General features: G+C 67.4%; 8 protein-coding genes, 3 tRNA genes and 1 pseudogene. 1 reads left to right on the forward strand and 11 read right to left on the reverse strand.

Annotated elements, in window-relative coordinates:
* A partial coding sequence (locus IE069_RS09855; RefSeq protein WP_506016866.1) for a phosphohexomutase domain-containing protein occupies positions 1-688 on the reverse strand: 688 nt, incomplete at its 3' end.
* Between the two features lie 344 nt (positions 689-1032).
* On the opposite strand from IE069_RS09855, the pseudogene IE069_RS09860 reads away from it, so the two are divergent.
* Positions 1033-2045 (forward strand): annotated as a pseudogene (locus IE069_RS09860) (IS481 family transposase).
* Between the two features lie 97 nt (positions 2046-2142).
* Here IE069_RS09860 and thiL read toward each other — a convergent pair.
* The 10 genes from thiL to IE069_RS09910 form a co-directional block, all read right to left on the reverse strand.
* Positions 2143-3186: a thiamine-phosphate kinase gene (gene thiL, locus IE069_RS09865; protein WP_189350048.1), complete on the reverse strand. Its 1044-nt coding sequence runs from the start codon at positions 3184-3186 to the stop codon at positions 2143-2145.
* Entirely contained in the window at positions 3183-4880 is a 1698-nt protein-coding gene (locus IE069_RS09870; RefSeq protein ID WP_229791074.1) for a GTPase family protein, read from the reverse strand. Before IE069_RS09870 ends, thiL begins: the two co-directional genes overlap by 4 nt.
* On the reverse strand, positions 4873-6672 hold the full coding sequence (locus tag IE069_RS09875) for a dynamin family protein (RefSeq protein ID WP_189350368.1): 1800 nt from the start codon (positions 6670-6672) through the stop codon (positions 4873-4875). Before IE069_RS09875 ends, IE069_RS09870 begins: the two co-directional genes overlap by 8 nt.
* Before the next feature lie 90 nt (positions 6673-6762).
* Positions 6763-6835 (reverse strand) — tRNA-Glu (locus IE069_RS09880).
* Positions 6836-6916: 81 nt separating this feature from the next.
* Positions 6917-6989, reverse strand: a tRNA-Glu gene (locus IE069_RS09885).
* A gap of 68 nt (positions 6990-7057) precedes the next feature.
* Positions 7058-7129, reverse strand: a tRNA-Gln gene (locus IE069_RS09890).
* Between the two features lie 141 nt (positions 7130-7270).
* On the reverse strand, positions 7271-8785 hold the full coding sequence (gltX, locus tag IE069_RS09895) for a glutamate--tRNA ligase (RefSeq protein WP_189350050.1): 1515 nt from the start codon (positions 8783-8785) through the stop codon (positions 7271-7273).
* A 319-nt stretch (positions 8786-9104) separates the two neighbouring features.
* Entirely contained in the window at positions 9105-11774 is a 2670-nt protein-coding gene (locus IE069_RS09900) for a heparinase II/III domain-containing protein (protein WP_189350052.1), read from the reverse strand.
* Positions 11775-11928: 154 nt separating this feature from the next.
* On the reverse strand, positions 11929-12690 hold the full coding sequence (locus tag IE069_RS09905; protein WP_189350054.1) for a fumarylacetoacetate hydrolase family protein: 762 nt from the start codon (positions 12688-12690) through the stop codon (positions 11929-11931).
* 84 nt (positions 12691-12774) lie between these two features.
* On the reverse strand, positions 12775-13863 hold the full coding sequence (locus IE069_RS09910; protein WP_189350056.1) for a branched-chain amino acid aminotransferase: 1089 nt from the start codon (positions 13861-13863) through the stop codon (positions 12775-12777).
* Positions 13864-13882: the final 19 nt, after the last annotated feature.

Consider the following 13882-nt stretch of genomic DNA (forward strand, 5'->3'; position numbering starts at 1 on the left):
CGTCGAGCTCGAAGTACATCGGCACGATCTCGAGCGGGAGCCCGGGCAGCAGCACGTCGCCGAGGACGGCCGGCGTCGTGAGGCCGCCCATCCCGTTGCCGGCATCCACGACGACCTTCAGCGGGCGGATCCCCGACAGGTCCACCAGCGACCGCAGGTACGCGGCGTAGTCGGCCAGGACGTCGACCTCGTCGACCGAACCGCCGGCGACGCCGTCGGGCAGGCCGGAGTCCAGGTAGCGCACCGCGGTGTCGCGGATCTCGAACAGCCCCGTGTCGGCGGAGATCGGGACGGCGCCGGCCTTGGCCATCTTCATGCCGTTGTACTGCGCCGGGTTGTGGCTCGCGGTGAACACCACGCCTGCCGCCTCGCGGACACCGCAGGCGAAGTACAGCTCGTCCGTCGAGATCAGACCGAGCAGCTGGACCCGGCCGCCGCGACCCGCCGCGCCGCGGGCGAACGCCGCCGCGAACTCCGGCGACGACGGCCGCATGTCCCGACCCACCAGCACGGTCTGTCCGGAGAGGCCCAGCACGTCCACGAACGCGGCACCGACGGCCTCGGCCGATTCGGCGGTCAGCGAAGTGCCGACGAGGCCGCGAACGTCATACGCCTTGAAGGCGTCAGAAAGATTCGATTTATACACCCCAACACTATAGCCAACCCCAATCGAATCGACTGCTCCCATTACCTGATCGCCTCAATGCTTGCGAACCGGTTCAAGTCGTCTAGTCGCTGCGGGATACCGGTCCGAAGGTCCCAGTCGAAAGTATCCAGAGCGAAATGTCAGAAGCCGTGGACAGCCTGGGACACGCGAGGAGCCCGTCCTGAAATTCGGAATGTGAAGTCGGTTTCGGGGCGCCTTCGACCGAAGACTGCGCAGACACCGATACTTGCGATTCCGGTGTCGCCGAGACCTCTAACTGTTGTGGGTCATGACGTTGTGACAGCACCGGGATGTGAGAAGGGGTAGCTCTTCGCGGCAGGATTGATATCGACCAAGAAACCATTCCCTGCGAGGAGCTACCCCTCATGACCCACTCTAGCGCCGCGTTGACCCCTGTCGCCCGCCTGAGGATCGTCGAAGCCTGCCAGCACCGCCCGAAGGCTCATGTCGCGGCCGAGCACATGATCAGCCGGGCCACCGTGGCCAAGTGGTGCCGCCGCTACGCCGAACATGGGCCTGACGGCCTGCAAGAGTCCTCATGCCGCCCGGACACGTCCCCGTCACAGACCCGCCGGAGGTCGTGGCCCGGATCGAGGCGCTGCGGCGGGATCACAAGTGGTCCGCGACCCGGATCGCGTTCGAACTCGACCGTGAAGGCATCCGGATCAGCCCCCGGACAGTCGGACGCTGGTTCGCCCGCCTCGGCATCAACCGGCGCCGGCACCTGCTGCCCGACGGAGAGTCCTCCCGCAAACCGGCCGGACGCATCACCGCCCGGTACCCGGGCCACATGGCGCATCTGGACGTGAAGAAGACCGGCCGGATCCCCGACGGCGGCGGCTGGTTCGCCCACGGCCGCGACAGCGACCAGGCCCGCGCCGCCGAACGGGCGAAGGCCAAGCAGGGCGCCAAACGCGGGTACGTGTACCTGCACACGATGGTGGACGGGTTCTCCCGCCTGGCCTACACCGAGACCCTGCCCAACGAGCAAGCAGTCACCACGATCGGGTTCTTCCACCGGGCCCGCGCGTTCTTCGCCGCCCACGGCATCACCCGGATCACCCGCGTGATCACGGACAACGGGTCGAACTACACGGCGAAGAACTTCGTGCGCACCGTCCTCACGTTCGCGTCCACTCATCAGCGGATCCGGGCCTACACGCCCAGGCACAACGGCAAGGTCGAACGCTACAACCGGATCCTCGCCGAGGAATTCCTCTATGCCCGGACCTGGACCTCAGAGAATGAACGCGCCGAAGCGCTGAAGACGTGGGTCATCCACTTCAACTACCATCGACCGCATAGTGCCGCGAGGGGCCGCCCGCCGGCCTCCCGCCTGCGTGCCGGTGTCACCAACGTCATGGCCTCATACAACTAGTGGTTTCCATGGTTTCGACCGGACAACGCGCGCTGCCGAACTCGTCACCAGTTCTCAGCGCGGCCTAGCATCCGACCGGCGGCGGGACTTTGATCAATCATCGAAACGGGTCCCAACCGCTCGACGCTTGGCCGATGTTCTCCGCCAGCCAATCGCGTGCGAACCTCTCATCGATCCGCACTTCGGCTTCCCCGGGCTCGGCTCGCCCCACAAAGCACCAATCCTCCGGTAGATCAGCATCCGCGTCGAACGCCGCAAAGAGAGCGAAGCCCTCTCCACCCGTTAGAACCCACTTCCACGGATCGACTCCAGTCGAGCCTGCAGCCTCGTGAAGCTTCCGGAGTTCGTGCTCGAGAGACGCGGACTCAAGGCGAATCGATACGCCAGAGGCGTCCGCAATGCGTTCAGCATCACGGACAAGCCCATCGGACAGGTCCAACATTGCGTGGGCACCGCTGGCCCGGGCCACCGCGCCTGCTCCAATGCGAGGCCGGGGACGCAACTGTCCAAGCACCGCGGAACGGACATCTTCTGGCCATTCGCTGGGGAAGTCACCAACGGGCATCGTCTGAATTTCAGACCGGGAAGTCGCCTGTTCGAGGACATCTACACCGGCGGCCGCTTGTCCGAGGACCCCGCAGACTGCCAGTATGTCGCCGGGACGTGCGCCGGAGCGCAGCACGGGCTCTCCCCCGTCGAGGGAACCGAACGCGGTCGTCGTCACGGAGATCTCGCGTCCCCGGCCGACATCTCCGCCGATGATCGCACAGTCGTGCGCTCCGAGCTGTTCGATGGAATCCGATACCCCTGCGGCGAAGGACGCAACCCAGCCGAGATCGATCTCGGCCGGCAGGCTCAGACTGGTCACGATGCCGGTGGGCCTCGCCCCCATCGCGTTGATGTCCGAGAGATTCTGCGCCACCGACTTCCAGCCGACGTCGTAGCCGGTGGTTCGGTAGCCGCAGGGCCAGACCCTGCGGAAGTCCTGATCCTCGGTGATCGTGTCCACCGTGGTGACCAGTCGGCCGTCCGGAACGGACAGCATTCCAGCGTCGTCACCGGGCCCGAGAAGCGGCGCCGCCGACCGGTAGCCGGCCAGCAACGTCTCGATCAGTTCTTTCTCTGTAAATCCCCTGCTCACGAGGCGCCACCCGATCTTGCGCACGCGGCAGCGGCCCGGAAAGTGTTGCACCGCTCGATCTCTTCACGCACCGGTTCGACGACTTTGTCCCCGGCGACGCGCGACACCGACTCCTGCAGCCGCCGTCGGACTGTGCGCCCTCGGATGGCGGCTCCGGCTCGGGCGATCGCGGCAGATGCCAAGGCCAAAACCACGCCCGCGAGCAATCCCGCGGCGACCAACAACGTCGGAACGGCAATACCCTCCACGCGCGGTGCCGGGGGAACCTCGAATTGGAAGTAGTCCGCCACCGCCAATCCGAGGAGCCACACGGCTCCAGCCAGCGCTGCGGCCAGAGCGATCCACTGCACAACGGCAACGACGTACCACCACCAGGATTTCGCGTTTGCCTTGAGGTCGGTACCGGCGACGGCACGATCGAGATGCTGGGGCAGCTCGTCCCGATTCGCGATCCCGGCATCGCGAATCGCGTACTGCCAGGCCGGTGGCGCCCCTTCTCCGGCCCGCTCGGTAAAACGGCGCACCGCGCCGTCGGCCATGGCACGCTGGGCCGCCCCCGCAGCCGGAAGAGAAGTGCGGTTGACGTCGGGATTCACGTCCGCCGACTTGAGGTTGAGGCGCCGCAGAGGATCCGGCCGCAGCTTCGAGACCCATTTTGTGAGGGGCCACCCCGTGTAGGCGGTAGCGTCCAGGCGGTAAGACCGTTTCGCCGCCCGGACCACCGTCTCGACGCCGACAGCGTCCGCCAGACTCGCCGCAAGCGCCTGCCGCTCGGGACGACCCGGCTGGGCGAGCGCAGTCTCTGCCGCGTCCACCGCGAGAGCATCCCCCGCCCGGCTGACGTCGGCCGTCAAACGCTGGTGTGCGGCCGACCTCCGATCCACCATCGCACGGATGTCCGCTCGGAGTCCGTCGATCCCCTCCCCCGTCGCGGCCGACACCGCGCGCAGCTTCTGCCGGGGGATCCCATCCGCATCGAGCAACGCCGACAGCGACGCCAGAACGGGTTGCACCTCCGCCTCCGGCAATCGGTCGGACTGGTTCAGGACGATGAGCGTCACGGCATCGTGCGAGGCCAGGCGGCTCAGGAAGTCCCGATGCACGACGGCGTCCGCGTACTTCTGCGGGTCCAGGACGAATACCAGCACGTCGACCTGTCCGGCCATCCGATCCACCACATCGCGGTGCTCACGGGCCGTCGAATCGAAATCGGGCAGATCCAGGAGGATGAGCCCACCGGCCGGCACGACGGAGTCCCCCCGCCACCACCGCCCGAGCCCGCTGCGCTGCGGCTGATCGGACGCGTGCGCGTCCTCGATGACGTGCCGATCCTGAACCTGGAGCCAGTCCAGGAGCTCGCCCGCATCGGCCGCCTGTGCGCCGGCGTGCTCGTAGACAGCAGCCAACGCCCGGCTCGTCGTCGGCCGTGTCGCCGCCGTTCGCGCCAGCTCGACGCCGACCATCGCGTTGAAGAGCGAGCTCTTTCCGGAGCCCGTGGCTCCGAAGAATCCGACCACCGTATGATCGGACGACAACTGACGCCGCCGTGAGGCCCGCTCGAGGACCTGCTCCCCTTGACTGACTGCTTCACCGGAGACGCGGCCACGTCCTGCCTCGACAGCTGCGCGCAGGCAGCCCAGGCGCTCCTCGAGCTCGTCCGGAGCTGTCCCCTTGGTTTTCAGTGCTCTAGGCACGATCCCCGCCTTCCCTCGGGCCGGCACTGCTGCGACGCGTGGCGACGAGTGATCTCGTATCCACGACGGCCCGGCCCAGCTTCTCCACGTCAACGGTGTCCCGGACTCCGGTCAGGAGCGCCTCGAAACGCTCCGCTTCGGCAGAATGGAGCCCTGCGACGCGGTCCTCCAGCAGCGACCGGGCCTTCCGTGCCAACCGTCTGACGGCCTCCTCTCCGAAGATCGCCTCCAGGAGCTTCTGCCCGACCACCGCCGAGCCACCGGCGATGCCCACCTCCAGGCCCGTCAGCCCCGCCGTCGACGCGAAGACGACCACCATCAGGGCCACGGCGACGCCGTTGACCCCGAACGAAACCATCCGGGCGGTGAAACGCTTTCCCTCCCCCTCGGTCCGAATCAGCTCCATGAGGTCCGTCTGCCACGCCCGGACCTCGGCCCCGGTCCGTTCGGAGAAATCCGGGGAGAGGCGTCCGACGTCGGTGCCGTCCAGCACGCCGCGGCCCGCCGGCGTCGCCCTCCACGAACGGTAGACGAGCTCGGTGGCCCGCGCGGCCGAATCGACGATGACGGCGTGCAGGCCGGTCTCGATGGCCTCCTCCACCGTTTTGACGGGCACGGGTTTTCCCGTGAAGAAGGCGCCGATGCGATCCCGGACCCGTCCGACGGTCGTCTCCAGCGACCGGAAGAATTCCCCGGTTCCCACGAAGTCCTGCCACCGGGCCAGGACCTCGCCCCGCAGCAGGGTACCGTCCTGCGCGGCGTCGCTGACGTCGTCCTTGGCCTGCGCGAAGGCCCGCTCGACGATGTCGGCGAGGTGCTCGGCTTCTTCCAGCTGGTCCTGCTCGGCGGACAGGACTGCCTCGGACAGTTCGGCGACCTGGTCGACGGCACCGGCCAGCGTACGGCGGGCGACCTCCGAACGTGCTGCGGCGTCAGATGCGAGACCGGTCAGCCAGTCCTTGACGTCGGCCACCGCGGTGGGCGGAAGCATCCCGTCTTCGTCGAGCCTGGTCTCCTCCACCACGAAGAGGCGGGCGTCGTCGAGCCCGCGTTCGGCGAGCAGGGAGTGCAGGTGGGAGGAGATCTCTCCCGCCGCCTCCGCCGGTACACGGTCGAGGACGACGCCCACGGTGATGTCGCGCCTCGCAGCGTCGTCGAGCAGCTCCCACGGAACGGCATCCGCGTACCGGTTGGCCGTCGTGACGAACAGCCAGAGGTCCGCGGCGGCGAGGAGCTGTCCTGCGAGCCGCCGGTTCTCGTCGGCGATGGAGTCCACGTCCGGGGCGTCGAGGAGGGCCAGTCCCCTGGGAATCGACGTCTCGCCCAGCACCACGAGCGAACCCGCCAGTGCCGGATTCTGTTCAGCCGTGGATGGCAGGGGCCGCGATGCGCCGTCGTCACCCTCGCCGCCAGCGCGGCGTCCGACGATCCGTTCGAGGCCGGGAAGAACCCGGTTCGTTTGGAACCAGGCCGCTTCCTCCGGGTGGTGGAGGAGGATCGGTTGGCGGGTGGTCGGGCGGATGGCGCCGGCCCGGGTGACCGGATGTCCCACCAGGGCGTTGACGAGGGTCGACTTGCCCGCCCCCGTGGAGCCGCCGACGACCGCCAGCAGGGGCGCGTCCAGACTCTGGTACCGGGGAATCACATGGTCTCTGAGCTGTCCGATGGCTCGGTTGCGAGCCGCCTCGCCGGTCTCGCGGCTTCCGAGGGCCAGCGGCAGGCGGGCCGCGGACAGTTCATGCTGGGCCGCCGTCAGCGTTTCGACTGCGACTGCGACGTGCGCTGCATCCATTGGGTTCACGCCTCCTATCCTGCCGTAGATTCCTGCAGCCGCGTTAAAACAAAAGTCCCGGAAGCCTGCTGGCTTCCGGGACTTCAAGGGTGACCCCAGCGGGATTCGAACCCGCGTTGCCGCCGTGAGAGGGCGGAGTACTAGGCCGCTATACGATGGGGCCCTTGGTGACACAAGCACAAGATCCTGAACCGTGTGGACGCGAAAAACGACCTCCGGAACAGCTATCAACTGCTTGCGTTCGTGACCCCAGCGGGATTCGAACCCGCGTTGCCGCCGTGAGAGGGCGGAGTACTAGGCCGCTATACGATGGGGCCGAACGCAACGGAACACGATGACTCGCATTCCGCGGAAAGAAGATGAAGCAGAGCTTCCAACTTCTTCGCTGGGGTACCAGGACTCGAACCTAGAACGACGGTACCAGAAACCGCTGTGTTGCCAATTACACCATACCCCATGGCTACCTCAGCTACTGGTCAGCCGCCCTTTAGAGCGTCATTTCCAGCGCCTCAGCACGAGTAAATACTCTACACGCACTGCTGAGGAAAACCAAAATCGGAGCCCGCCCCGCGGGGCGTGTCCCTCGTCACGCCCGCAGTCAGGCCACGGGCATCTGGGCTGCGAAGGCCGCCAGGCGCTTCAGCGACGACTCACGGCCCAGGATCACCATCGACTCGAACAGCGGCGGCGAGATGCGGCGCCCCGAGATGGCGGCCCGTACGGGCCCGAAGGCCTTCCTGGGCTTGAGCCCGAGGTCATCGATCAGCGCCGAGCGCAAGGCGCCCTCGATGGCGTCCTTGTCCCAGGCCTGCAGGGCCTCGAGGGCCGCCGTGGCCTTCGCGACGACCTCACCGAGATTCTCCGGCATGCCCTTGAGCGCGTCGTCCGCGACATCGAGCTCGTCATCGGCGGTGAAGAGGAAGCCGGTCATGTCCGGGGCCTCCGCGAGCAGCGTGATGCGCTCCTGGACCAGCGGAGCGACCTCGGTGAGGATCTCCGCCTCCCGCTGGCTCGGCGTCTCCCCCACCAGGCCGGCAGCCTGGAAGTAGGGCACCAGGCGGTCGCGGAAGTCGCCCGGCTCCAGCTGACGGACGTGCGTACCGTTGATGGCTTCGGCCTTCTTGAGATCGAAGCGGGCCGGATTGGCGAGGACGTCGGAGACGTCGAAGGCCTCGATGAGCTCTTCGCGGGTGAAGATGTCCTCGTCGGCGGACAGGCTCCATCCCAGCAGGGCCAGGTAGTTGAGCAGTCCCTCGGGGATGAAGCCGCGGTCCCGGTGGATGAAGAGGTTCGCCTCCGGGTCGCGCTTGGAGAGCTTCTTGTTGCCCTGGCCCATGACGTAGGGCAGGTGTCCGAAGAGGGGCATGTACTGGGCGACGCCGATCTCGATCAGGGCCCGGTACAGCGCGACCTGGCGCGGGGTCGACGACAGGAGATCCTCGCCACGGAGCACGTGCGTGATTCCCATCAGGGCGTCGTCGACGGGGTTCACCAGCGTGTACAGCGGCTTGCCATTGCCGCGAACGACGACGAAGTCCGGCGTCGCACCGGCCTTGAACGTGATCTCCCCGCGCACGAGGTCCGTGAAGGTGATGTCGTCCTCGGGCATGCGCAGGCGCAGTACCGGCTCGCGCCCCTCGGCGCGGAACGCCTCGATCTGCTCGGCGCTCAGGTCGCGGTCGTAATTGTCGTAGCCGAGCTTCGGATCGCGCCCGGCGGCCTTGTGGCGCTCCTCGACCTCGTCCGGCGTGGAGTAGGACTCGTAGACGTGTCCGCCCGCCAGCAGCTTGGAGATGACGTCCTGGTACAGGTCGGAACGCTGCGACTGGCGGTACGGCTCGTGCGGGCCGCCGACGACGACGCCCTCGTCCCAGGTGATGCCCAGCCACTCGAGGGCTTCGAGGAGCTGCTGGTAGCTCTCCTCGGAGTCGCGCTGAGCGTCGGTGTCCTCGATGCGGAAGATCATCTTGCCGCCCGTGTGGCGGGCGTAGGCCCAGTTGAACAGGGCCGTACGGATCAGGCCCACGTGCGGGGTGCCTGTCGGCGAGGGGCAAAAACGGACGCGGACGGGGGTTTCTTCGGTCACTGTCGGCAGAGTCGTGGCACTAGTCATGATGCCTCGATTCTAGCCCTACTGCGGACCGGTGTCGTCGGCGGAACCGCGACTCACCGACGTCGTGCGAGCGAGAGCACCAGAGCCGCAAACGCGGCGAGAGCGAACCCGACCGCCAGGACGATGCAGGTCCCGACCAGAGGCGCCGGCAGGTGTACGGCATCACCGACTCGTGCGGCGGCCCCGAAGAGCACTGCGAGGACCAGCCAGAGCCGTCTGGATCGGACCAGGGGCCATCGCCTCGACCGGGCTGGATGACGCGCCTGCCCGTGCCCCGGCTTTCGCGGCGGCGGATACTCGCCCGGCCCATCGCCCGGCGTCACGGGATCCGGCACCAGGGCGTGGTCTGTCCGGTCGCCGGTCCGCCGCGGGTCCGCGAATACACCCGTGCCCGGTACTTCCCGGCTGGCAGGCCGTCCCAGACGAACTCGGTACCGTTCCCGTAGCCGGTCTCCTCCACGACGTCCGCGTCCCGATACAGTTTGACAGCGATCTGCCTGCCGGCGGCGCCGTCCACCCGCAGCCTGAGCCCCGGCCCGTCCGGTTCAACATCCAGCCGGAGACCGACCGGGCTTTCATCGCCGGACGGGGTCTTCGCTTCCGGCGGGGCAGGCTCGTCGGGTCGGGGCCGGGCGGAGTCCGGCCGGCGCACCTCCGAGACGGCGCCGATCCTGGACCGCAGGAAGTCTTTGAATACCGGCCCCACTTCCGCGTGGGGAGTTCCGGGCACGACTTCGAGACGGACCTCGTGCCCGGCCTCCCGGGCCTGGTCCACCCACGGCAGCACGTGGTTCCTGTAGTGGTGGTCGGCATCGCCCACGATCAGGTCGACGGCGGGGATGTCCCGGTGCCGTGGAAGCTGATCGAACAGGACCGAATCGAGCTGTTCGACGTCGCCCGGTCCGGTACCACCCGTCATGAATTCCAAGACGTTCGGATGAGGCTTCTCCAGGAAGGATCCGATCCGCGTCTGCGGTGCACCGACGACGATGCCGCCGGCACCGAATTCGATGCCGTGGTAGATCGCAGCCGTGCCGCCCTTGGAACTTCCGATGCAGTACACCGATCGGCGGGAGACGCCCAACCGGTCAGCGGTTTCCGCGATCACGCGTTGAACCGCGTCCGCGATCTGCGTCCGGCCGTGGTCCTGCAGGTAGTAGCTGCCCTGGTCTCCGAAGTCGTCGAGGATGTAGAGGACATTCACGTGCAGGTCCTGCAGCGAGTTCTTGTAGTTGTAGGTGAAGTGCCCCTTGGGGCTGATCGCCGAGAAGACGACCACCAGGGGTGCGTCCGCCGGCTGCTCGACGGCTTCGAGCCTGTAGTTCAACGGGGGCACCGTGCTGGACCGCTGCCACTGGTTTTTTCCGTCCACCAAGGCGAGATCCGCATAGTTGAAGTCACCTCGAACGGCGAAGCGCGTCTCCACCCGCGCTCGAGCCGCCGCGAACTCGACGCGCACGACGTTCGCGGGCTCGACCTTGCCGAACTCCGGGAAGGACCAGCCGAGCGGCCGCTCTCCGGACTCGCCGCGGTGCACGGTCACTCGAGTCGGCACGTCCGCGGTGAACAGCGCATCGAGAACCTTCACCCCGTCCCGGAATGCCTCGAATCCCTGTCCATGCGGAACCACCTCCAGGTTGGCGGCGAGGTTCCAGAACTGCTCCCAGGTGCGCGTCCGATCCGCCGTCGATTCGACGGTGTCGACGATCCGTACGACATCCGCATCGTCGCCGGTGGCGACGGAGACCTGTCGTTGATGGTGGCCGTCCGGCAGCCGCCCGGTCTCGGACGTCACCTCGAACCCGGCATCCGTGGTCTCTGCGGCGCTCATGCGGACTGTTTCGGCGCGGGTGTCGACGCGCCGGACGCTGCGGCCGTCCAGAACGATGTTGTTGTGGGCGTACTGGCTGAACGCGTACACGGTCAACGGGTCCGCGTAGTTGTATCCGTAAGGCCCGGCCTCGGTCAGCAGCGGCTGCCCCAGAGAGTGGACGACCACCGACAGGTCGTCCGAGTGCTTGTGGTAGTCCGAGTTGTAGGCGGCCGTGGTCATGACCCACGTCGCCTGGGGGTCGGCCCATGCCGAACGGTGGATGGCATAGCCCGATGCGGGCAGGAGGAGAGTGCGCTCCGCCGGCTCCCGGCCGCGTCGGCCACCGGAAACGGAGAAGTCGAAGCCGGCGTCGTCGAAGATCCTGCCCGCCAAACCGCGAAGGTCCCTGGCGACGGAATCACTGAGCAGCGGATACCTTCCCGTCGGGGTCACGACGTGGGCCGCGTAGCGCGCCGCCTTGGCGAGGATCGCGTCCAGCTCCGAATCCGTGTCCCCCCGCTGATGAAGGTACACGGAGTGCTCCCCCAGGTACTGGCAGACCATCTGGTGGTACGTCGGTGAATTCTCGACATGCACGCCATCGGCCGTGAAGCACGTCGAGAAGTAGTCGTGCAGCCGCCGCAGGGCCACCTGACGCGTTGCCTCGAGCACACCGGCGTCATTCCACGTCGCCATCTCCGAATAGTGCCTCAGCGCCAGGTCCTGGAACATTCCGTGGTTGTTCCACCCCGCGTGGAAGTCCTCCCGGCGCAGGATCGCAGCGGTCGCGTCGATGGCTTCCCGCAGAGGTGCCAGGTCCGAGACTCCGCCTCGGCGGAGATTCCACTCCACCAGCAGCCAGTGCATCAACCGCTGGGCGGTTGTCTCGTCGTGGTAGGCCATGGGATGCCTGGCCGATTCCGGCTGGAGGCCGGCGGACTCCACCCAGCGGCCGATCAGCTCCAGGACGGCGGCGCGTACCCGTTGTTCCGGTGCCTCGAGGACCGACGCCCAATCGGCCAGAAAGAGGAACCCGTGCGTGAACCGGTCCCGCGTCCGGTCGCCCACGTCATCCCAGACCCGGCCGCCGTCGTACGTGAGATCGCCGAACCTCGGCGAGCGGATCACACCGCCCGTCAGGTACGCCTCCACCGCGCTGTCGCTGGATGCCCCCACGCGTCGCGGCAGCCGACCATAGCTGTAATCGCCCAAGTCTGCGCCCGAAGCGTCGGCCGCGGCAGAAGAGGAGCCGGTATTCGTTGGATTCATCCACATGCTTTCAATGTGAGGTTCGGTCGCTCGAGCGGGCGCCTTCTCCGCGTCGCGATCCTCAGCGGCGGAACTGGTTCAGCAGCGTCCCGATCCCCTCGACCTCGACCTCGAACCGCTGGCCCTCACGCAGCAGTCCGACGCCGGCCGGGGTGCCCGTCAGGATGACGTCGCCCGGCAGGAGGGTGAACGCCTGCGAGGCGAACGACACCAGCTCCGCCACCGACCACACCATGTCCGACGTGTTGCCGTCCTGGACGGTCTCGCCGTCGAGGCGGCCGACGACGCCCACGTCTTCGGGATCGAACTCGGTCTCGATCCACGGCCCGATCGGGCACGACCCGTCCCACCCCTTGGCGCGGCCCCACTGCAGGTCGGTCTTCTGGACGTCGCGGGCGGTGAGGTCGTTGGCGCAGGTGTAGCCGAAGATCACGTCAGCGACCTTCTCCGCCGGGACATCCTTGCAGATACGGCCGATCACCACGGCCAGCTCGGCCTCGTAGGAGATCTCCTCGGAGAAGGACGGGAGCGTGACCGGGTCGCCCGGGCCCGCAATGGCCGTATTCGGCTTGAGGAACATCAGAGGCGACGCCGGGACCTCGTTGCCCAGCTCGGACGCGTGGTCGGCGTAGGTCCGGCCGAAGCACACGACCTTCGACCGGGGGATGATCGGCGCCACCAGCCTGACATCGTCGATCGCGTGCTTGGTGCCGGTCGGCTGGACCCCCTGATAGAAGGGGTCGCCTGCGATCCCGACGATCTCATCGCCGTTCACGACGCCGTACTGCGGGTCTCCATCTACAACAAAACGTGCAATTCGCATGACGTCCACCTTACTGGTCGCTGCCAAATAGAACTGCGGCCGACGCATCTGCATCGACCGCAGTCCTCTACCAAAACGGATCGTCTAGGCGAGCCGGGTGAGCCAGCCGTGCTTGTCGGCGACGGCACCGGTCTGGATGCCCAGCAGCTCTTCGCGGATGCTCAGGGTGAGCGAGTCCTCGGCGAGCTCCGGGGACGGGATGTCGCCGTCTGCCGTCTTCAGCTCCCCGATCGGCGTGATCACGGCTGCCGTCCCGCAGGCGAAGACCTCGCGCAGGGTGCCGTTCGCCGCTGTGCGGCGCCACTCGTCCAGCGTGATCTTCCGCTCGTCGAGCGTGAGCCCGCGGTCCTTGATCAGCTGGATGACCGACTTGCGCGTCACACCGTGCAGGATGTTGCCGTTGAGCGCCGGCGTGACGACGCGGCCGTCGTCGAACACGAAGAACACGTTCATGCCGCCGAGCTCTTCGACGGCGTCGTCGTTGAACGGGTCGAGGAACAGGACCTGCTGGCACCCGTTCTCCTCGGCCTCGAGCTGCGCGGCCAGGGACGCGGCGTAGTTGCCGCCGCACTTGGCCTCGCCGGTGCCGCCGCGTCCAGCGCGTGCGTACTGCGTGGACAGCCAGATGGAGACCGGCTTGAGCTTGCCGCCGAAGTAGTTGCCTGCCGGCGACGCGATGAGCCGGTAGGACACCTCGCGTGCCGGCCGGACGCCCAGGAAGGCCTCGGTCGCGATCATGAACGGGCGCAGGTAGAGCGCCTCGCCCTCGCCGGCGGGAACCCACTCCTGGTCGGTCTTGACGAGCTCCTTGAGCGACTCGACGAACGCCTCGGCGGGCAGGTCGGGCAGCGCCAGGCGCTGGGCCGACTTGTTGAACCGCTCTGCATTGGCCTCCGGACGGAACGTCCAGACGGTCCCGTCCGAGTGCCGGTACGCCTTGAGGCCCTCGAAGATCTCCTGGCCGTAGTGCAGGACGGATGCGGCAGGGTCGAGCGCGATCGGTCCGTAGGGCTCGATGCGCGCGTTCGACCAGCGGCCGCCGTCGTCGGTCCAGTTCCAGTCGATCACCGCGGTGTGGTCGGTGAAGTGGTTGCCGAACCCCGGGTTGGCGAGTACGGCGGCGCGCTCCTCGTCGCTCTTGGGGGTAGTTGAGAGCTGCTGGGAGAATTCCATGGTGCCGGCGGTGCTTTCT

Origin of the sequence: Zhihengliuella salsuginis (assembly GCF_014651715.1) — a bacterium.
Classification (GTDB): Bacteria; Actinomycetota; Actinomycetes; order Actinomycetales; family Micrococcaceae; genus Zhihengliuella; species Zhihengliuella salsuginis.

What these genes read in the sequence shown, in the direction of transcription:
- IE069_RS09905 (WP_189350054.1), bottom strand. Translation starts at nt 12,690, where the DNA reads ATGCGAATTGCACGTTTTGTTGTAGATGGAGACCCGCAGTACGGCGTC.
- IE069_RS09910 (WP_189350056.1), bottom strand. Translation starts at nt 13,863, where the DNA reads ATGGAATTCTCCCAGCAGCTCTCAACTACCCCCAAGAGCGACGAGGAG.
- IE069_RS09875 (WP_189350368.1), bottom strand. Translation starts at nt 6,672, where the DNA reads ATGGATGCAGCGCACGTCGCAGTCGCAGTCGAAACGCTGACGGCGGCC.
- gltX (WP_189350050.1), bottom strand. Translation starts at nt 8,785, where the DNA reads ATGACTAGTGCCACGACTCTGCCGACAGTGACCGAAGAAACCCCCGTC.